Source organism: Sphaerisporangium sp. B11E5, assembly GCF_039871875.1.
Classification (GTDB): domain Bacteria; phylum Actinomycetota; class Actinomycetes; order Streptosporangiales; family Streptosporangiaceae; genus Sphaerisporangium.
Map to the genome: position 1 here is coordinate 151,987 of NZ_JBDPMD010000012.1, position 19,318 is coordinate 171,304.

General features: G+C 72.1%; 22 protein-coding genes. 10 read left to right on the forward strand and 12 right to left on the reverse strand.

From position 1 onward, the window contains the following. Positions 1–10 precede the first annotated feature (10 nt). From ABGB17_RS14830 to ABGB17_RS14840, 3 genes are all read right to left on the reverse strand, one after another. Complete coding sequence (locus ABGB17_RS14830) at positions 11–664, reverse strand: WxL domain-containing protein (RefSeq protein WP_347629625.1); 654 nt, start codon at positions 662–664, stop codon at positions 11–13. Between the two features lie 201 nt (positions 665–865). Continuing rightward, positions 866–1,237: an MmcQ/YjbR family DNA-binding protein gene (locus ABGB17_RS14835; protein WP_347629627.1), complete on the reverse strand. Its 372-nt coding sequence runs from the start codon at positions 1,235–1,237 to the stop codon at positions 866–868. Positions 1,238–1,278: 41 nt separating this feature from the next. Then, the gene (locus ABGB17_RS14840; protein ID WP_347629629.1) at positions 1,279–1,974 is read right to left on the reverse strand and encodes a hypothetical protein; all 696 of its coding nucleotides are present in this window, start codon (positions 1,972–1,974) and stop codon (positions 1,279–1,281) included. On the opposite strand from ABGB17_RS14840, the gene ABGB17_RS14845 reads away from it, so the two are divergent. Together ABGB17_RS14845 and ABGB17_RS14850 are read left to right on the forward strand one after the other, a co-directional pair. Then, positions 1,973–2,476 (forward strand): hypothetical protein, encoded by a 504-nt coding sequence (locus ABGB17_RS14845; protein ID WP_347629631.1) that lies wholly within the window; start codon positions 1,973–1,975, stop codon positions 2,474–2,476. The two genes, ABGB17_RS14840 and ABGB17_RS14845, sit on opposite strands and share 2 nt — an antisense overlap. A gap of 146 nt (positions 2,477–2,622) precedes the next feature. Next, a complete protein-coding gene (locus tag ABGB17_RS14850; RefSeq protein ID WP_347629633.1) occupies positions 2,623–3,000 on the forward strand; it encodes a nuclear transport factor 2 family protein in 378 nt (125 codons plus the stop codon). Positions 3,001–3,050: 50 nt separating this feature from the next. Here the strand turns inward: ABGB17_RS14850 and ABGB17_RS14855 are convergent, their stop codons facing one another. The 3 genes from ABGB17_RS14855 to ABGB17_RS14865 form a co-directional block, all read right to left on the reverse strand. Next, positions 3,051–4,076 (reverse strand): nitronate monooxygenase, encoded by a 1,026-nt coding sequence (locus ABGB17_RS14855; RefSeq protein WP_347629635.1) that lies wholly within the window; start codon positions 4,074–4,076, stop codon positions 3,051–3,053. A 38-nt stretch (positions 4,077–4,114) separates the two neighbouring features. Further along, positions 4,115–4,828: an SDR family oxidoreductase gene (locus ABGB17_RS14860; protein WP_347629637.1), complete on the reverse strand. Its 714-nt coding sequence runs from the start codon at positions 4,826–4,828 to the stop codon at positions 4,115–4,117. A 293-nt stretch (positions 4,829–5,121) separates the two neighbouring features. Continuing rightward, positions 5,122–5,742 (reverse strand): TetR/AcrR family transcriptional regulator, encoded by a 621-nt coding sequence (locus ABGB17_RS14865; protein WP_347629638.1) that lies wholly within the window; start codon positions 5,740–5,742, stop codon positions 5,122–5,124. A 111-nt stretch (positions 5,743–5,853) separates the two neighbouring features. On the opposite strand from ABGB17_RS14865, the gene ABGB17_RS14870 reads away from it, so the two are divergent. After that, positions 5,854–6,219, forward strand: coding sequence for an SgcJ/EcaC family oxidoreductase (locus ABGB17_RS14870; protein ID WP_347629640.1), 366 nt, complete (start codon positions 5,854–5,856; stop codon positions 6,217–6,219). A gap of 3 nt (positions 6,220–6,222) precedes the next feature. Here ABGB17_RS14870 and ABGB17_RS14875 read toward each other — a convergent pair whose 3' ends face one another. Then, positions 6,223–6,663, reverse strand: coding sequence for a hypothetical protein (locus ABGB17_RS14875; RefSeq protein WP_347629642.1), 441 nt, complete (start codon positions 6,661–6,663; stop codon positions 6,223–6,225). 104 nt (positions 6,664–6,767) lie between these two features. On the opposite strand from ABGB17_RS14875, the gene ABGB17_RS14880 reads away from it, so the two are divergent. From ABGB17_RS14880 to ABGB17_RS14895, 4 genes are all read left to right on the forward strand, one after another. Beyond that, entirely contained in the window at positions 6,768–7,457 is a 690-nt protein-coding gene (locus ABGB17_RS14880; RefSeq protein WP_347629643.1) for a response regulator transcription factor, read from the forward strand. Then, positions 7,454–8,731, forward strand: a complete 1,278-nt coding sequence (locus ABGB17_RS14885) for a HAMP domain-containing sensor histidine kinase (RefSeq protein WP_347629645.1) — start codon at positions 7,454–7,456, stop codon at positions 8,729–8,731. The genes ABGB17_RS14880 and ABGB17_RS14885 overlap by 4 nt, the downstream gene beginning before the upstream one ends. 93 nt (positions 8,732–8,824) lie before the next feature. Then, the gene (locus ABGB17_RS14890) at positions 8,825–9,235 is read left to right on the forward strand and encodes a PepSY domain-containing protein (protein ID WP_347629647.1); all 411 of its coding nucleotides are present in this window, start codon (positions 8,825–8,827) and stop codon (positions 9,233–9,235) included. Between the two features lie 289 nt (positions 9,236–9,524). Continuing rightward, a complete protein-coding gene (locus tag ABGB17_RS14895) occupies positions 9,525–9,902 on the forward strand; it encodes a hypothetical protein (protein ID WP_347629649.1) in 378 nt (125 codons plus the stop codon). 12 nt (positions 9,903–9,914) lie between these two features. On the opposite strand, the gene ABGB17_RS14900 is transcribed toward ABGB17_RS14895, so the two are convergent. Both ABGB17_RS14900 and ABGB17_RS14905 read right to left on the reverse strand, forming a co-directional pair. Next, complete coding sequence (locus ABGB17_RS14900) at positions 9,915–10,544, reverse strand: alpha-ketoglutarate-dependent dioxygenase AlkB (protein WP_347629651.1); 630 nt, start codon at positions 10,542–10,544, stop codon at positions 9,915–9,917. A gap of 58 nt (positions 10,545–10,602) precedes the next feature. Then, positions 10,603–11,085 (reverse strand): hypothetical protein, encoded by a 483-nt coding sequence (locus ABGB17_RS14905; protein ID WP_347629652.1) that lies wholly within the window; start codon positions 11,083–11,085, stop codon positions 10,603–10,605. A gap of 99 nt (positions 11,086–11,184) precedes the next feature. Here ABGB17_RS14905 and ABGB17_RS14910 point away from each other — a divergent pair, with 99 nt between their 5' ends. Continuing rightward, a complete protein-coding gene (locus tag ABGB17_RS14910; RefSeq protein WP_347629654.1) occupies positions 11,185–11,844 on the forward strand; it encodes a winged helix-turn-helix transcriptional regulator in 660 nt (219 codons plus the stop codon). A 26-nt stretch (positions 11,845–11,870) separates the two neighbouring features. Here ABGB17_RS14910 and ABGB17_RS14915 read toward each other — a convergent pair whose 3' ends face one another. The 3 genes from ABGB17_RS14915 to ABGB17_RS14925 form a co-directional block, all read right to left on the reverse strand. After that, a complete protein-coding gene (locus ABGB17_RS14915; RefSeq protein ID WP_347629656.1) occupies positions 11,871–12,185 on the reverse strand; it encodes a hypothetical protein in 315 nt (104 codons plus the stop codon). A gap of 4 nt (positions 12,186–12,189) precedes the next feature. Then, complete coding sequence (locus ABGB17_RS14920; protein ID WP_347629658.1) at positions 12,190–12,924, reverse strand: 4'-phosphopantetheinyl transferase superfamily protein; 735 nt, start codon at positions 12,922–12,924, stop codon at positions 12,190–12,192. Between the two features lie 347 nt (positions 12,925–13,271). Next, the gene (locus ABGB17_RS14925) at positions 13,272–16,262 is read right to left on the reverse strand and encodes a BTAD domain-containing putative transcriptional regulator (protein WP_347629660.1); all 2,991 of its coding nucleotides are present in this window, start codon (positions 16,260–16,262) and stop codon (positions 13,272–13,274) included. 780 nt (positions 16,263–17,042) lie between these two features. Between ABGB17_RS14925 and metK the strand changes: the two genes are divergently transcribed. Continuing rightward, a complete protein-coding gene (gene metK, locus ABGB17_RS14930; protein WP_347629662.1) occupies positions 17,043–18,224 on the forward strand; it encodes a methionine adenosyltransferase in 1,182 nt (393 codons plus the stop codon). Positions 18,225–18,234: 10 nt separating this feature from the next. Next, a partial coding sequence (locus tag ABGB17_RS14935) for a homocysteine S-methyltransferase family protein (protein WP_347629665.1) occupies positions 18,235–19,318 on the forward strand: 1,084 nt, incomplete at its 3' end.

Consider the following 19,318-nt stretch of genomic DNA (forward strand, 5'->3'; position numbering starts at 1 on the left):
GATGCCCGGCTCAGGGCCCGGAGATGATCGCCAGCGTGACCGTGGAGGTGTACGTGCCCGGTACCGCGGTACCCGGGACGGTCACCCACCAGCCCACCGGGTTGGGGTTCGCGCTGCCGCCGATCAAGATGTCCCCGACCCCGGTTCCCGCCGCGGCGTTGTAGATGGTGACCGGAGTGGGGGTGGTCGCCGCGGTGGTGACGGCCACGGGGTAGGTGACCGAGTTGGTCGGCAGGGTGCACGTCGTGACACAGGTGGCGGTGGGCGCCGTGTTGGCGGTGACCGAACTGAGGCTGCCGTTGGTGGAGAAGGTGCCGCTGTTCGGCAGTGTGTCGGTTCCGCTGGTGAAGGTCGTGGCGGAGACCGTGACGTGCCATCCGGCCCCGCCGCCGGTGGCGTCGTTGACCTCGTACTGCTGCTGCGCGGCTGTCGTGGCGACGACGCTCTGGGTGTTGCCGGTCAGGGTCGCCGTCCAGCTCAGCGCCGCGGGTGCCGCGAGGGTCAGCGTTCCCGCCGCCAGGGTGATCGTGCCGGTCAGTGTGCAGTCGGTGGTGGTCGGCGCCGAGGGGCCACAGGGAGCGGCGTTCGCGCTGCCCGGCAGCAGCGCGACGGAACCCGCGAGGGCAAGGGCGAACGCGCCGAGCACGCGAGAGAGCTGTCTCATGAGAATTTCCGTCCGCGGTGGGCCACGCATCCGGCGCGCCACATTTCTGCTACGTACGGTGATCATAGATCGCCCGTTGTGACCGGACCCGCATCGACATGCGGTGACGCGCACGACTACACGCGCCCCCTCATCCCCGTGTGGCTGCGCCGGCTCACGCGGTACCGGCGTACCGCCTGGCCGGCGCCGGTACGCCAGGGGTCAGGGGCCGGGGTGCTGCTCGTCGTACGCTGCGGCCACCCGTTTGGGTGCGGCCATGCGCCAGGCGTCGGTGACGAGTTCCCGCAGTTCGCCGTGGGTGAGGGCCGCGAGGCGGACGACGATCCAGTGGTAGCGCAGGTCGCCGCCCCGCGGCATGACGAACTTCTCCGGCTCGGCGGCGACCGCAGCCTCCCGTTCCTCCTTGGGGAAGCCGCAGCCCATCAGGGTCTCGTCGCGGGACAGGGTGGCGTACACGATGCGGCCGACGTTGAACTTGACGCGGTCGCGCACCAGCCTCTCGACGGTGCGGGGCAGCGACAGGGCGACCTGGCGCACGTCGTCGGCGGTGACGGGGGGTTCGGCAACGGTCACGGCGGTCACCGTAGCCGCCGGCACCGACAGAACCGGGCCGCTCACCGCAGCGTGGACGACACCACCTGGGGACGTCCGGCGCCGAGGAAGAAGACGCCGGGGAACCCCTTGGTCTCGAAGCCGGCGCTGCGGTTGCGCCGGAACGTCGACTGCTCGATCCGCAGCGTGCCCGTGCGGTCGTTGCTCACGAAGAAGACGGCCCCGCCGCCCTCCCGCGCCGTGTTGTCCGCGACGACCGACCCCGCGATCCGCACCGTGAACCGGTTCCCGTCCGTGTAGATCGCCCCGCCGCTGCCGCCCCCCGGCGTGCCGCCCCGCGCCGGGTTGGCCCCCCGCCCGATCGCCTTGTTGTGCGTGAACACACTGTTCAGCACCACCCACGACACCCCGATGCTGCTGAGCGCCCCACCGTTGGAGCACACCCCACCCTGCCCCGCAGCTCCCCCGAACGTGCTCTTCACCACATACACCGGCAGATCCCGCCACTGATCCAGCACCCGGATCGCCGCCCCACCCACATCCGGCCCGGTGGCGTCACACCGATTCCGGACAAACGTCGCGTTCACCGCTTTGAACCGCCCACCCCGCACGAACACGGCCCCGCCGCCGCCCCCCTCGGCCCGCTCCCCGGTCGCGTTCCCGTCCGCGAACCGGATGTTCTGCACCGTGAGCTGCGGCCACTGCTGATCGTTGCAGTGCGACGTCGTCCACACCTGCGCCCTGTCACAGGTGTTCATGTACAGAATCCGCCGCTTCCCCCCACCGCTCAACGTCACCTTGCCACCCCCGTCCAGCACCACCCGCTTGCTGGTGTTCCGCACCTTCGCCGTGGCCTTCATCACGATCGTCACCGCCGTGGCCCCGCAGGCGAACCGGATCACCCCACCCCTGGCCACCGCCGCCACCACAGCCGCCGACGTGCAACTGGCAGGAGTACCGTTCCCCACCACCCGATCCGCCCGCGACGTGTCGACCGCCCTCCCCTCCACGGGCACCACGGCCCGCCCCGAGGGATTCCCCGGCCCCGCCACTGCCCCATCCGCCCCCACCGGCACGGCGAGACCCGCCAGGACCATGACGATCACGACAGCACCACGGCTCATTCGCACGCCCGCGATGCTACTGCGGCGCTTTCGCCACATCACCCCCTTCCGCATATTCATCACCAGCAAAGCGTCATCGGTCGACCCGGCCGCAGGCCGGCTCGCGTCCGGCTACGACACCGGCGTCGGGCTCTGAAGAGGACCATGGTCCGCGCGACCTGGCCGCCCTCATCGGGGTGGCCGTCCCGTGGCCGGGCGTTGACTTCGGGGGCGTCGTGGCCTTGGGTGTGGAGGCATGGATCCCGTGCGGTCGCCGCTGACGTCGTGAGGTGGATGGTGGGCTTGGCAGACGACTACACCGCTTCGCTGCGGGAGGCCGAGCGGCGGTTGCAGGTCGCTCAGTTGGCGGGGGACGCGGACGCGCTCGATCTGTTGCTGGACGATCGGCTGGTGTTCACCGGGCCTGACGGGGGGTTGTACTCCAAGGGCGACGATCTGGAGATTCAGCGCACGGGGGAGCAGCGGCTGACGCGGGTCGACGAGGAGGAACTGAAGGTGCTCGTGGACGGCAGGACGGGGGTCACGTGGTTTCTCGGGACCCTCGCGGGGGTGTTCAAGGGGGAGGCGTTCACCGCGCGGGTGCGTTACACGCGGACGTGGGTTCACAGCGACGAGCACGGGTGGCGGCTGGTCGCGGCCCACGTCAGCGCTCAGGATTAGGGGCGTCTCACCTCGCCGCCGGGGGGCCGGCGGGTCAGGGGGTCAGGGGGTCAGGGGGTCAGGCGGCGCAGGATCTGGGCGGCGGGTTCGGCTGTGGCGTGGCGGTGGCCGGTGCCGGACCACAGGTTGATGCGTTCGGGGTCGCCCGCGGCGGTGGCGGCTTTGCGCAGGGGGCTGGTCAGGTGGTGCAGGGCGGGGTAGCCGGGTGGGGCGAGGTCGGTGTAGCGGTCGGTGAAGGTGTTGTGCAGAGCTCTGGCGGGGCGGCCGGTGAAGGCGCGGGTGACGACGGTCCGGTGGCGTGCCGGGTCGGCGAGTGCGGCTCTGTAGGGGGGTGAGGTGCCGGCCTCGTCGGCGCGCAGCAGGACGGTGCCGACGGCGAGCGCGGTGGCGCCGGCGCGCAGTGCCGCGGACACGTCGGCCGGGGTGGCCAGCCCGCCCGCGGCGACGAGGGGGAGGGAGACCGCCTGGCGTACCTGGGCCAGCAGGTCGGGCAACGGGATGGACGCCGGGATGTGCTGCGGGGTGAGTGTGCCGGAGTGTCCTCCCGCGGCAGACGCCTGCACGGTCAGCATGTCGGCGCCGGCCTCGGCGGCTTGGCGGGCCTCCGCGGGGGATGTGACCGTCTGGACGATCACGGTCCCGGCGGCGCGGAGCGCGGCGAGCACCGCAGGCTCGGGGATGCCGAAGGTGAAGCTGACGACCGGCACCGGGGTGGACAGCAGCAGGTCGATCTTGTCGGCCCAGCGGTCGTCGTCCTCGACGACGCCGGCGGACAGGACGTCGATGCCGTAGGCCTCGGCTTCCGGTGCTATGGTGCGGGCGTAGCGGCGGAAGGCCTCGGGATCGACCGGGACGGGGTTGGGGGCGAAGAGGTTGACCCCGAAGCTCACGCCGGTGGAGCGGACCTCGGCGATCTGCCGGGCCAGTGCGTCGGCCGGTTTGTACCCGCCGGCGAGGAACCCGAGGCCGTCCGCGCGGGCCGCCGCGGTGACCAGCGCCGGCGTGCTGGGGCCGCCCGCCATCGGGGCGGCCAGCACCGGGGCGCTCACCCCGAGAGCCGTCAGTGGCGAGGCCATGCGCTTCCTTCCCTTTTCGTCGGCGAGTGGGCGGCGGGTCAGTGGCCGGCGCTCTGGCCGCCGTCGACGTGGAGGACCACGCCGGTGACGAAGGGGGCGTTCTCCAGGTAGGTCACCGCGCCGACGACGTCGCTCACCTCGCCCATGTGCCCGAGGGGGTGCATGGCGCCGTACGCCTCGTGGTACTCCTCGGGGTGCATGGGCGTCTTGATGGTGCCCGGGGCGACGGCGTTGACGCGGATGCCGCGGGCGGCGTACTCGATGGCCAGGGACTTGGTGGCGGACTGCAGGCCGCCCTTGGTCAGCGACGCCAGCACGGACGGCACCTTGGAGTTGGCGTGGTCGGCCAGGCTGGTGGTGATGTTCACGATGTGGCCGCCGCCCTGGTCGAGCAGGTACGGGATGGCGCGCTGCGTGACGTGGAAGAACCCGGCGAGGTTCACGCCGATCAGTGCGGCGAACTCCTGCTCGCTGTAGTCCGTGAAGGGCTTGGCCACGAAGATCCCGGCGTTGTTGACCAGGGTGTCGACGCGTCCGAACCGCTCGGCGCCGGCGGCGATCACCCGGTCCGCGGTGTCCGGGTCGGCGATGTCGCCCTGGACGGTGAGGACGTCCGGATCCTGCGACGGGGCGATGGCGCGTGAGGTGGCGACGACGGCGTACCCGAGCTCGCGGTAGGCGGTGACGAGCCCCGCGCCGATGCCCTGTGACGCTCCGGTGATGACGGCGACCTTCTGCCCTTGGGTGCTCATGACGGCTTCTTTCCGGTGAAAGGGGTGGGTTGTCGTGGAACGGTGAGTGGCGCCGGCCCGGCGTACTAGCCGACCGGTCTACTATTCGACCGTAGGCCACCGGCGCGGAACTTGTCAAAGACGCGTGCCGGGGCCGCGATCGTCAACGGCAAGCCCGGTGACGTGCGGGGACGTCCACGGTTCGTGCGGGCCCATGCCGTCAGGCGGGTGCGTTCCGAGCCGTCAGGCGGGTGCGTTCCGAGCCGTCAGGCGGGTGCGTTCCGAAGGTCGCCGCGCCGGGCGCGGGCGGGGTGTCAGGCGACGGCCGGTGTGTCCTGGTCGGCGCGTGCGCCGAGCAGGGCCAGGCAGTTGGCCCACAGGACGCCGAGCCCCTGGGTGTCGTTGTAGAGCTTGGCGAAGAGCACCTGGCCCTCGAGCTGGGCCACCACGGAACGGGCGGCCTCGCGGGGGTCGGCGACGGTCACGTCGCCGCGGTCCAGGGCTTCGGCGACGACCGCGGCCACCATGTCGACCTGCGCGTCGAAGATCCGTTGCAGGCGCTCGCGGATGGCCTCGGTCTGGTTGCTCATCTCCAGGGTCAGGTTCCCGAACATGCAGCCCGAGACCGTGCCGCAGCTCTGCTGCCCGGCGCGCTGAGCGGCCTCGGTCTCCTCGAAGAGCCGCCGCAGCCGCTGGAGCGGCGCGTCGTCACTGTGCAGGACGCGGGTCCAGTCGCGGAGCTGGACGGCCCAGTGGCCGTCGATGACGGCCAGGGCGAGCGCCTCCTTGGACTCGAAGAAGTGGTAGAAGCTGCCCTTCGGCACCCCCGCGGCCGTGCAGATCTCGGCCACGCCGAGCGCGGAGTACCCCCGCAGCTCGATGAGTGACCGCGCGGCGGTGAGGATCTTCTCCTTGGCGTCACTGGACCGTCCCATGATGAGAGTGTACGGCCGCTCCTTCGTGTAATAGACCGGTCGGCTACTGTACGGGTTGTTCCCCGCCACCGCGGCGGACGCAGTCCCACCTCCTGCTCGAAGGCGGACACGATGACCGACCCCATGCGCGAGATCCTGGCCCGATGGAAGGCCGCCTTCGACGGCCACCAGGCGGATGCCATGGCCGCCCTGTTCACCGCCGACGCCCTCTTCCAGGGCTTCGGCCCCGAGGTCCTCTCCGGCCGCGACGCGGTGCGCGCCTACTACGCGGCCGTGCCGGGCGACCGCACCGCCGATGTCACCGTCGTCGCCACCTACACCGTCGGCGACCGGGTGGCAGGCGGGTTCGCGGACGTCACCTTCCGCGACCCGGCGGGCTGGGAGGCCCCGGTGCACCTGTCGCTGGTCCTGCGGCGTGACGAGGACGCGTGGCGGATCCGCCAGTACCACGTGTCCCGGGTCGTCACGGCGCACTGAGAGCTAGTCGGCCTCGACCTTGGTGGTCATCGCCGGGGTACCGCCGGCGCAGGCGATCGTGACCGCGACCTTGGTGTTCTCCGACTCGAACTCCACCGTGACCGCGTGCCCGGAGCTGTCGTTGACGTCGTCGGTCTTGTAGCCCTGGGCGGGACTCCAGGCCACAAGGGTCGGCCGCCCACCGGCGCAGGTGGCGACGACGGTGCCGCCCGTGGTGGTGAAGGCGCGTCCGGCGCTCCCCGGGGAGGCCGTGGGCCTGGGCGTGGCCCCGGAGGGCGTCGTGGCGGTGGCGAGGGCCTGGGTGATCTGCGCGGCGGACATGGGGGAGACGACCGGTTCGCTCAGGCCCCGGCCCAGCAGGGTGATGGCCCAGGTGGTGGTGGCCGTGGTGAGGGTCGCCGCGGTCAGCCAGCCCAGGCTCGCGAGAAGGGCGCCACGTTTCACCCTCCCCAGGGTGCCATGGGCACTCCTAAATCTGTCCTAACGCCACCTCAACGGGGATATCGGCGGAGGCTCGGCACCCGGGGGTGCCTTTACTGTGGAGGGCGATGGCACAGCTATTGCTCGTTGAGGACGACGCCGCGGTGCGGTCGGCGCTCATGCGGGCCCTCGGGGAGCGGGGGCACGCGCTGACGTCGGCGACGACCGGCATGGCGGGGCTGCGGATGGCCGTGGACGAACGGCCGGACCTGGTGATCCTGGACCTCGGGCTGCCCGACATCGACGGCTACGAGGTGATCCGCATGTTGCGCGCGGTCAGCGCGGTGCCGCTGATCGTGGCCACGGCGCGGGACGACGAACGGGAGATCGCCCGGGTGCTGGACGCCGGGGCGGACGACTACGTCGTCAAGCCGTTCGGGGCGGTGCAGCTCGACGCGCGCATCCGGGCCGTGCTGCGGCGGCTGCAGAGCGAGGACGGCGAGGCGTCGCGGGCGTACACCGTGGGCGAGCTGCGGATCGACCCGCGCGGCCGGGAGGTCACGCTGGCGGGCCAGGTCCTCGATCTGCGGCCGAAGGAGTTCGACCTGCTGTGCTACCTGGCGCAGCGGCCCGACCAGGTGGTCAGCAAACGTGAGCTGATGACCGAGGTGTGGCAGATGCCGTACGGCGGCGCGGACAAGACCGTGGACGTCCATCTGTCCTGGCTGCGCAACAAGCTGGGGGAGTCCGCGCAGGAGCCGCGGTACATCCGGGCGGTGCGGGGCGTGGGCGTGAAGCTGGTGGACCCGGGCGCATGAGGCGGCGCCTGCTGGTCCTCGTCGGCTCCATGGTGTCCCTCGCGCTGGTGGCCTTCGTGGTGCCGCTGGCGGTGCTCGCCCTGACGCTGGCCGCCGACCGTGCCACCGCGGACGCGCTGGTACGCGCCCAGTCCCTGGTCCCCGTCGTGTCCGTGGGCTCGCCGGACGCGCTGGCGCTGGCCGTGCAGCAGGCCAACAGCGCCGGTGGCCACCCCCTGACGCTCTTCCTCGCCAACGGGACGGTCATGGGGGCACCGGCGGAGCGGTCGGACGCCGTGCGGCTCGCTTTCACCGGGCGCAGCCTCACCGCGCGGGCGGAGGGAGGACGGGAGATCGTCGTCGCCGTCACGGGCCGGTCGGCGGGCGCGGCCGTCATCCGCACGTTCGTCTCCGACGCCGGCCTCACCCGCGGCGTGCGGCGGGCGTGGCTGATCCTCGCGCTGGTCGGGGCCGGGGTGCTGGTCGTCAGCCTGGTCGTCGCCGACCGGCTCGCCCGGTCGCAGATCCGCCTCGTCGGCGGCATGGCGGACGTCTCCCACCGGCTTGCCGCCGGGGACCTCACCGCCCGCGCGCCCGCGGAGGGGCCCAAGGAACTGCGCCAGGTGGCCGGCGCGCTCAACCACCTCGCCCGGCGCATCCGGGTGCTGCTCGCCCAGGAGCGCGAGTCGGTGGCCGACCTGTCGCACCAGTTGCGCACCCCGCTCACCGTCCTGCGGCTGGAGGCCGAGAGCCTGCCGCACAGCGAGCAGGCCGTCCGGGTCGGCGCCGCCGTGGACGCGATGGAACGCATGGTCACCCAGGTCATCAGGGAGGCACGGCGTTCCCGGCCGGACGAGCCCGGCGAATGCGACGCCGTCCGCGTCGTCGCGGACCGCGTGCACCACTGGTCGATGCTCGCCCGCGACCAGGACCGCCCCGTCACCCGCGACCTGGCCGCAAGTCCCCTCCCCGTGGGCACCGGCGAGGAGGCCCTGACGGCCTGCGTGGACGCGCTGCTGGAGAACGTCTTCGCTCACACCCCTGAGGGGACCGGCTTCGCGGTACGGCTCACCCCCCGCGAGGGCGGCGGCGCCGTGCTCACGGTCACCGACCAGGGCCCCGGCTTCCCGCACGCCGGTGCTCTGGAGCGTGGGGTGAGCGGCGGCTCCTCCACCGGTCTCGGCCTCGACATCGTGCGCCGCACCGCCGAACGTTCCGGCGGCTCGGCCGTCCTGTCCGCGGACCCGTCCGGAGGGGCCCGCGTCACCGTGGAGTTCGGCCCGCCGGCGAGTTAACCCCGCGTTAGGGCCGCCGCAGCTTCCCGCTATCGACCGTCCCCGCAGGCTTGGAGCAGTCAAGCACGGACATCGATCGCAACGGAGTCTCGGATGACCAAGTCCAAGATCATCGCTGGCCTCGCCACCGCCACCCTGCTCCTGGTGGGCGGCGGGACCGCCCTGGCGGCGACAGACCTCAGCCCGTCCCCGGCCGCCTCGCCCGCCGAGGACCGTCCCACCGCGGACGCCACTCCGTCGGCCACCGGCAGCCCCGCCGCGGCCCCCAAGGTCTCCCGCGAGCAGGCGGAACGCGCGGCGCTCGCCAAGGTCCCCGGCGGCCGGGTCACCTCCGCCGAACTGGAGACCGAGGACGGCCGCCAGCTCTGGGACGTCGAGGTGGACGCCACCGACGGCACCGAGCACGAGTTCGACATCGACGCCGCGACCGGCGCCGTGGCGTCCGAGGAGGTGGACGACGACGACCACAGCGGCCCGGGCGGCGACGACGATGACGACGACTGACATCTCATGTCACCGGCGGCTCCCCTGCGCCAGGGGAGCCGTTCCGCTTGTTCGGCCGGGACGGGCCGCGTCGTCACCGTACGTGGTAAATCCTTGCCCGGCGTCACGCAAAGCGGATGAGCGCGGGCGGGCCCTGAGCGACAGTGGAACGGTGAGGACACGGGGGCTCGTGCTGGTGGCACTGGGGGTCGGCCTTGTCGGCTGTGGCGGTCCCGGCCCAGGAGGACTGACGCCGACGCAACTCGATTCGGTCCGGGCTCAGGGGGTGGCCCCCGAAATGGTGTACGTGGTGGACGTTCCCGGTTTCCAGTTGGTGGGCCAGTCGGTGAGCGTCTACCACGACGAGGGCTACCAGGCGTTCTACCTCTCCCCGCGAGGACGTCAGGTGTGGTTCGGGGTCGACCGGGGGGCGTTCAGCGACGCGATATGCCCCGAGCGCCCCGTGTACGGAGCCGAACGCCTGAGCTCCCCGGTCACCTGCGAACACGATGACGTGGGCTGGTATCGCGTCAGCGGCGACCGCCACGAGTACGCGGCGGACGAGGACGGGCGTGTGCTGCGGGTCGGCGGCGTGCGGGGAGAGGTGGGGCGGAAGGCTCTGCGCGCGGCCATCGCCGGTGCCCGGCCCGCCCCGGGGGTGACCCCGTCCCCGCCGGCGGCGCAGTGACACCGGACCCGGTCAGCGGACGCCGCGGGGCCGGAACTGGACGCTGATCCTCGGGCCGGTGGGGCGGGAGAGTTTCGGGATGGAATGGTCCCAGGTGCGCTGGCAGGAGCCGCCCATGACGATGAGGTCGCCGTGGCCGAGGTCGTGGCGCAGGGAGTGGCCGCCGCCTCGAGGGCGCAGCAGCAGGGGGCGGGGGGTGCCGATGGAGATGATGGCGACCATCGTGTCCTCGTCCGCGCCGCGGCCGATGCGGTCGCCGTGCCAGGCCACGCTGTCGCGGCCGTCGCGGTACAGGCACAGGCCGGCGGTGCGGAACGGGTGGCCCGCCTGCCCGGCGTAGTGGGTGTTGAGGGCACGCATGGCCTCGTGCAGCACGGGGTCGGGGAGCGGCTCCTCCTCGTCGTAGAACTTGAGCAGCCTCGGCACGTCCACCATGCGGTCGTACATGTGGCGGCGCTCGGCGTGCCACGGGACGTCGCGGGACAGGCGGTCGAACAGGGCGTCGGCGCCTGTGAGCCAGCCGGGGCGCAGGTCGATCCACGCGCCGCCGGACAGGTGGGTGCGGCGGACCGTCGTGCCGAGGGGCCCGGTGCCGGGCTCCTCGCCCAGATCCAGCAGTGAGGCCTGGAATCCAGCGGTCATGCGCACCATGGTACCGCGAGTATTCAAACACTCTTTCGATCAGGGTGCTCTGAGCTGGTCAAAAGCTCCAGCGGGTGTCGCTGGGGGAGTCGGCGGACGGGCCGGGCGGGGCGGGGGTGACCTCGTAGACGTCGTAGGGGGAGGGGCCGGCGGCGCGGACGACGTCGCCGTGGAAGGAGCCGTCCAGGACGTCGATCGGCACCTGGTACTTGGCGGCGAAGACCTCGGCGAGGCGGCCCAGCTTGTCCTCGTCCAGCACCCGGGACGCCGCGCCGCGCACCACGAGCTCCAGGCCGCGGGGGTCGGTGGTGACCGCGCAGCCGGCGGCGGTGCCGAGGTGGCCGGGCTCGTGCATGGCCTGGCTCACGGCGATGTGCAGGGCGCCGTCCAGCCACACGCCGAGGATGGGTGCGACGTTCGCCTGGCTCTTCCTGCCCGGCGTCGAGAGCCAGTACGTGTCCGCGTCGTTCGCCGGACCCCTGGCGCTCGTCGCCCGTGGCGTCGTGGACGACTCGTCGGCCACGGGCTCGTCTTCGGCCATCGCCACTCCTTTCCGTCCCTGGTTGGTTGCTGGGAAAGACCGTACTTGTGAAAAGCAAGCGTAATGCATCTGGCCAAGCGTGAACTAGAATCCGAATCCATGACGGGGCGCAGCTATGGTCAGTTCTGCGGGCTCTCGCGAGCCATGGAAAGCGTGGGCGAACGCTGGGCGCTGCTCATCGTGCGCGACCTGCTGGTACGTCCGAAGCGCTTCACCGACCTGCGGCGCGGCCTTCCCCGGATCCCCACCAACATCCTGTCGGCCCGTCTGAAGGAACTGGAACTCGCCGGCGTCGTCCACCGCACGGTGCTGCCCCGCCCCGCGGCGTCCGTGGTCTACGAACTGACCCCCTACGGCCGCGCCCTGGAAGACGTCGTACTCCGCCTGGGCCTGTGGGGCGCCATGGCGATGGGCGCCCCCGAACCCGGCGAGATCGCCACCATCGACTCCGTCACCATGGCCCTGCGCTCCACCTTCCGCCCCGAGGCCGCCGCCGGCCTGAGCGTTTCCTACGAGTTCCGCCTGGGCGACATCGTCCTGTCCGCCGTCATCGACGACGGCACACTGAACGTCCTCCCCGGCCCCCTGCCCGGCGCCGACCTGGTCGTGGAGGCCGGCCACGAACTACGCGCCCTGATGGCGGGCGAGGTCACCCCCGCCGAGGCCGTGGAAAAGGGCATGGTCACCCTCACCGGCGACCCCGCCGGCCTGGACCGGCTGGTCGAGGTCTTCCACATCCCCCCGATACCGTCCACGTGACCGCGCCGGAGGACGTCCGTGAGTGCTCAGGACTCGTCCGTCCATGGCTGTTCTTCTGCCAGGTCCAGGCCGAGTTGGTCGGCCCACTCCTGGGCCCACGCCCGTGCCGCCGTGATCTCCTCGTCCGTGCAGCCGTGGCGGGCGAACTCGTCTTCGGGGCGGTTCGCGGCGAGGTCCAGCCGGTCGCGTAGTTCGTGCGGGTCGTAGTCGTCGACGGCGCTTTCGGCGAGGAGGGCGAGTTCGACGGTGCTGAGGTGTTCGCCGGCCCGGTACGCCTCGATCAGGTTGCGGGCCTGCCCGGACTGGTAGAGGGCGCCCATCGTGACCGTGAGGTCGTCCACCGGGTTACCCGCGGGTGGTGGCGCCGCGGCGGGCTGGGGCGGGGACGACGATGGCGGTGATGATGAGCTCGGGGCCGGCGAGCCAGCGGCCGGTGAAGCGGGACAACTGCTGGCCGTTGACCCGGGGGCCCGGTACCCGGAGCCGGGCGGAGAACTCGCCGCGGCCGGGGTCGACCGACACGATGATGTCCTCGAAGTCCAGCCACCGCTTGGTGAGCGGGAACCACGACTTGTACACCGACTCCTTGGCGCTCCACAGGACCCGGTCCCAGTGCACGCGCGGGTGCCGTGCGGCGAGGCGGCGCAGGGCCTCGCGCTCCTCGGGCAGCGACACCGCGTCCAGCACGCCGTCCACCAGGGGCTCGTTGCGCTCGGCGTCGATGCCGATGGTGGCCACCTTGGACGCCACGCCGACGACGGCCGCGCGGTAGCCGGTGCAGTGGGTGATGCTGCCGACGACCCCGGCGGGCCACTGCGGCTCGCCGCGCAGCCCGGGGGGTACGGGGCCGGGACGCATGCCGAGCTTGCGCAGCGCGTCGTGGGCGCACATGCGCGCGGTGGCGAACTCCGCGCGGCCCTCCGCGTCGGCGTCGCCGATCGCCCGGTCCTCCTCGGGGAACAGCGGCGGGTCGGGCGGGTCGGCGAACAGGTCGGCGGCCACCACGCAGTCGGGCAGAATCGACTTGATCATGGGCCCGGCCGGACCGGCGGCGGCCCCGCTCATACGCACAGTGGTCACCTGACGAGCGTATCGGCGAGGTGAACGCCCCCGGCATCTCCGAGAGCGCTTTGTTGGCCCCGCGCCCGTCCCGCGCGACAGGACTCGGGGGGCATAAGGGGTACCGCGGTGGCGTCGCCGCGCGGCGGGGATCGGGGGCACCGACGATGGAGCCGGTGTCCCGCCGTAGGGCGGCGCCGGATTCGCCGTACCACGTCCCGCCGCGTCGGCGCCGATCGAAGGGACGGCCTGGAGCGGGAGGAGGGATGGAGCGGGTGTCCCGCCGTAGGGCGGCGCCGGATTCGCCGTACCACGTCCCGCCGCGTCGGCGCCGATCGAAGGGACGGCCTGGAGCGGGAGGAGGGGGGTCAGCCGGTTACGGCTGTGGTGAGGGTTTCGGAGTGGGGGGCGGTGCGGGCGCGGGTGAGCATGGCGCGGGCGCGTTCCTCGTAGGCGGGGATGCCGAGGGTGTGGAAGACGGTGAGGGCCTGTTCCAGGTGGGCCACGGCGTGGGCGTGGTCGTCGCAGGACAGGGCCAGTTCGCCCAGGCCCAGGAGGGCGCGGCCCTCTGCCAGGCCGTCGCCGGAGGAGCGGCCCAGGCGGACCGCCTGGCGGAGGGCCTCTTCGGCTTCGGCCACCTCGCCGAGGCGCAGGCGGGCCACGCCCAGGCCGCACAGGACGTAGGTTTCGCCGATGGGGTCGCCGATCTCCCGGACTATGTCGATGGCGGTGCCGAAGATCTCCGCGGCCAGGCTGGGTTCGTCCCACTGCAGGTAGGTGTCGCCCATGCGGTGCAGGACCTGGGCCTCCACCCGCCGGCTGCCGCCGCGGCGGCTGAGGGCCAGGGCTTCGGCGAGCAGGCGGCTCGCGCCTTCGGGGTCGCCGTCGTCGAGACGGAGCTGGGCGAGGTTGTGCAGGACGTACGCGGCGCCGACCTGGTCGCCGGTGCGGGTGAAGATGTCCAGTGCGTGGGTGTAGCGGGCGGCCGCCTCGTCGGCCAGGCCGCTCATGCGGTCGAGGAACGCGACGTTGCGCAGGACCAGCGCGACCCCCAGGTCGTCGCCGACCCGGTTGAACAGCTCGATGGCTTCCTCGAAGTCGCGCCGTGCCTCGGCGAGGCGCTTCAGCGTCATGTGCAGCGAGCCGCGTGAGTACAGGATGGCACCCTGGCCGCGGGGGTCGCCGGCGTGGCGGGCCGCGGCCAGGGCCACCTCGTGGGTCTCGCGCCAGTCGTCCAGATAGATGCGGGACTCGAACAGCGTGACGGCGCTGATGGCGAGGTCCCAGCACAGTTCGGCGAAACCGGCCCGTGCGGCCTGGCGGATGCCCGACACCAGCAGCGGGCGTTCGCGTTCGTACCACGCCATGGGGCTGGCGACGAGCTGGTCCACCAGTTTGCGTGGCAGCGGGCGGCGTGTCGCGCCGCTGTGGACCTGGAGGTACTCCTCGCCGTACACCCGGCGGTGGGCGGCCTCGGCGACGAACAGCAGGGTGCCGAGGGCCCGCTCCAGTGCCGTCTTGCGTTCGGCGGCGGTCTCCTCGGCGGCCAGGCGTTCGCGGGCGAAGACCCGCACGAGGTCGTGGAAGCGGTACTGGCTGTGCACGCCGTACCCCGGGCCGGCCGACTCGATGAGCTGGGCGTCGGCGAGTTCGTCCAGCAGGTCCTGCGCGTCGGTGTGCGACCCGCCGAGCAGGGCCCCGGCGAGCCACGCGGAGAAGACGCTGGTGTCGAGGATGGCGAGCAGGCGGAACAGGCGGCGGGCCTCGGGGCCGACGCTCTCGTAGGTGAGGGAGATGCTGGCGCGGATGCCCATGTCCCCGTGCTTGAGCTCGTCGAGCCTGCGGGTCTCGTCCTTCAGGCGGACGACGAGCTGGTCGATGCTCCAGTGGGGGCGGGCCGACAGGCGGGCCCCGGCGATGCGCAGCGCCAGCGGCAGGCGTCCGCACAGCTCCGACAGCTCGACGGCCTCGCCCGGCTCGGCCCGCACCCGGTCGGAGCCCGCGATGCGGCCCAGCAGTTCGAGGGACTGGTCGCTGTCGAAGATGTCCATCTCGATCTGGACGGCGCCGGGCAGCCCGGCGAGGCGGCTGCGGCTCGTGATGAGCACCGCGGACGTGCGGTTGCCGGGCAGCAGCGGCAGCACCTGGCTCTCGCGCGCCGCGTCGTCCAGCACGATCAGCGTGCGCCGGTCGGCCAGCAGCGCGCGGTACATCTCGGCGCGTTCCTCCAGCCCGTCGGGCATGTCGCTGCCCGCCACGCCGAGCGCCCGCAGGAACCGCTCCAGCACCTGCATCGCGCTGACCTGCCGGTACGCGCCGCCGTGCAGGTCGGTGAAGAGCTGCCCGTCGGGGAAACGCTCGGCGACGGTGTGCGCGGCGTGCACCGCGAGGGTCGTCTTGCCGAGCCCGCCCTGCCCGGCGATCACGATGATCGGCACGGCCAGCCGGAAACGGTCCTCGGCGGCCAGGGCCAGTTCGCGCTGGATGGCGTCGAGCTGCTTGTTGCGCCCGGTGAAGTCGGCCACCGCGGCGGGCAGCAGCACAGGGACGGGACGCGCGGGCGGCGGCTCGGGCGGTTCGAGCGGGATGGTCGTGACCCTGGCCGGCCCGTTGAGGCTCTCGTCGGAGGTGAGGATCGCGTACTCCAGCCGCTGGAGCTGCTCGTTCGGCTCGATGCCGAGCTCCTCGACCATCGTCTCGCGCGCCAGGCGGTAGACCCGCAGCGCGTCGGCCTGGCGGCCCGAGCGGTACAGCGCGAGCATGAGCTGCCCGCGCAGCCGCTCGCGCAACGGGTGCTCGGCGACGAGGGCGGTCAGCTCCCCCACCAGCTCGTGGTGGTGGCCGAGGTCCAGCTCCAGTTGCAGGCAGTCCTCGTTGGTGGTGACGCGGTGCTCGGCGAGCCGGTTCGCGGCGGCCCGGACCGGTCTGCTGTCGATGCCCACCATGGCCTCGCCCTGCCACAGCGCCAGCGCCTCGCGGTACTGGCGGACGGCGGTGTCGAGGTCGCCGGCGTCGCGCCGCCGCCGGGCCTCGGCGGTCAGCGTCTCGAAGCGGCGGACGTCCAGCGTGTCCTCGTCGGCCACCTCCAGGATGTAGCCGCGGGGGTGGGTGACGATCAGGCCGGGACGGCCGTGCGCGGTGAACAGGCGGCGCAGCGCGGAGATGCAGATCTGGACCTGGGCCTTGGACGTGGGCGGGAGGACCTCGCCGTAGATGGCGTCCACGAGGCGCTCGACGGTGACGACCCGGCCGGCGTCCAGAAGGAGGAGCGCGAGGGTGATGCGCTGCCGCAGTCCTCCGACGTCCAGGCGCCCGCTCTGCGCGAGCACCTCAAGTGGCCCCAGGATCCGGAACTCCACCTGTTGACTCCTTGCCAGAAAACCTCGGACCGATCCGGAAGTCTTCGCGCAACCATGAGAGACGCGCTGGGCGCACGGCCACGGGCGGGCCGGCCCGGGGAACGGCCGTGGCCTTTCTTCGTGATGTGGGGGTGGACATCGGCGCCCGGCGTTTCTCTCGTCCCCTGGCGCATGTCCACTTTCCCCGGATAGTACAACCTGGTAGGTAAGGGGACCAGCCACATTACTGTGAGTGTGGTATTGAAGGCGTTCACGAATGATGTAGGGAAACCGGCCGGGACTCCAGGGATGACCGATATATATGCCCATAAAGGGGATTTAGCGGCCAACGGCGGCGATATCTCTGCCGATCCGGCACCTCTGCGGCGGACGGCCCGACACCTCACCGATGACCGTCCGTACTGTGCGGAGCGGCCCCCGGCGCAGGGGGTACGGCACGCGCGCGGGTGCGCGGCCGTAGGGGGCGGGCAGGGGTGCCCGCCGTGAGCTGGGCCGACCTAGCATCGAATCCATCGAGCTTGCGACGGTTTTAGCTTCACGATGAGGTGGTGTCCCTGGTCGGTGGTCTGCTTCGCAGCAAGTCCCCACGCGGCAAGGGCCATCGTGTGAGCGCCACTCGCACGATGGCCTTTGTTTTTCGCCACGGATTTCCGCGAACACCGCCGCCCCCCGGCGTGCCACCTGATCCCCTGACGATTCCCGGGCGCCCCGCCGTGACGAGGCCCGCCACCACGCGAGGACCACCGGCCTCGCGGCTCACGAGCACACTGAGGAGTGAAGATGTCCCGCCGCCTGTTCACCTCCGAGTCGGTCACCGAAGGCCACCCGGACAAGATCGCCGACCAGATCAGCGACGCCGTGCTGGACGCCATGCTCAAGGGCGACCCGAGGAGCCGGGTCGCCGTCGAGACCCTCATCACCACCGGCCAGGTCCACGTCGCCGGCGAGGTCACCACCGAGACCTACGTCGACATCCCCGGCCTGATCCGCGACACCATCCTGGACATCGGCTACGACGCCTCCCACAAGGGCTTCGACGGCGCCTCCTGCGGCGTCTCGGTGTCCATCGGGGCCCAGTCGCCCGACATCGCCCAGGGGGTCGACGAGGCGTACGAGCACCGCGAGGGCGGCGCGGGCGACGAACTGGACCGGCAGGGCGCGGGCGACCAGGGCCTGATGTTCGGCTACGCGTGCCGCGAGACCCCCGAGCTGATGCCGCTGCCCATCCAGCTCGCCCACCGGCTGGCGCAGCGCCTGTCGGAGGTCCGCAAGGACGGCACCGCGCCCTACCTGCGCCCCGACGGCAAGACCCAGGTCACCATCGAGTACGACGGCGACCGTCCCGTGCGCCTCGACACCGTCGTGGTCTCCAGCCAGCACGCGCCGGAGATCGACCTCAAGGAGATGCTCGCGCCGGACGTCAAGGAGCACGTCGTCGACCCGCTGCTCGCCGGGTTGTCCATCGACACCGAGGGCTACCGGCTGCTGGTCAACCCCACCGGCCGTTTCGAGATCGGCGGCCCCATGGGCGACGCCGGCCTCACCGGTCGCAAGATCATCGTCGACACCTACGGCGGCATGGCCCGCCACGGCGGCGGCGCCTTCTCCGGCAAGGACCCCTCCAAGGTCGACCGCTCCGCCGCCTACGCCATGCGCTGGGTCGCCAAGAACGTCGTCGCCGCCGGCCTCGCCGACCGCGCCGAGGTCCAGGTCGCCTACGCCATCGGCAAGGCCCAGCCCGTCGGCGTCTTCGTCGAGACCTTCGGCACCGAGCAGGTCTCCGTGGACGCCATCCAGCGCGCCATCCTGGAGGTCTTCGACCTGCGCCCCGCCGCCATCATCCGCGACCTGGACCTGCTGCGTCCCATCTACTCGGCGACCTCCGCCTACGGCCACTTCGGCCGCGAGGGTTTCTCCTGGGAGTCGCCCGACCGTGCCGACGCGCTGCGCCGGGCCGTCTGAGGAGCGCGCCATGACGTCATTCCGCGACGCCCTGTCCCGGCGGGTCCTGGTGGCGGACGGTGCGATGGGCACGATGCTGCAGGCCCACGACCCGTCGCTTGAGGACTTCCAGGGCCTCGAAGGCTGCAACGAGGTGCTGAACGTGACCCGGCCCGACGTGGTGGCCGGGGTGCACGACGCGTATCTGTCGGCGGGCGCCGACGTGGTGGAGACCAACACCTTCGGGGCGAACTGGGCGGCGCTCGGCGAGTACGACATCAGCCACCGCATCGGGGAACTGTCGGCCGCCGGCGCGCGGATCGCGCGGGAGCGTGCCGACCACTGGTCGGAGGTGTCCGGGCGGCGGCGGTACGTGCTCGGGTCCATGGGTCCGGGCACCAAGCTGCCGAGCCTCGGCCACACGACCTTCGCCGTTCTGCGGGAGGGGTACCGCCAGAACGCCGAGGGGTTGATCGAGGGCGGTGCCGACGGGCTCATCGTGGAGACCTGCCAGGACCTGCTGCAGGTCAAGGCGGCCGTGCTCGGCGCGCGCGACGCCGTCGCCGCGTGCGGGCGTGACGTGGTGCTGGTGGTGCAGGTCACGATCGAGACCAACGGGGCGATGTTGCTGGGGTCGGAGATCGGGGCGGCGCTGGGGGTGATCGAACCGCTGGGTGCCGATGTGATCGGGCTGAACTGCGCGACGGGCCCGGCGGAGATGAGCGAGCACCTGCGTTACCTGGCCCGGCACTGCGACGTGGCGATCTCCTGCATGCCCAACGCCGGGTTGCCCGAGCTGACCGCCGACGGCGCGCGGTACCCCCTCGGGCCCTCTGAACTCGCCGAAGCCCAGGCAGGTTTCGTCGAGCAGTTCGGGGTCGGCCTGGTCGGCGGCTGCTGCGGCACCACGCCGGAGCACATCGCCGCCGTCGCGCGGGCCGTGGCCGGACGGCCGGTCGCCGCGCGCCGGGCGGCCCCCGTGCGAGGCGCGGCGTCGTTGTATGCGCATGTGCCGTTCTCGCAGGATGCGTCGTATCTGGCGATCGGTGAGCGGACCAATGCCAATGGGTCGCGGGTGTTTCGTGAGGCGATGCTGGCGGGGCGGTGGGAGGAGT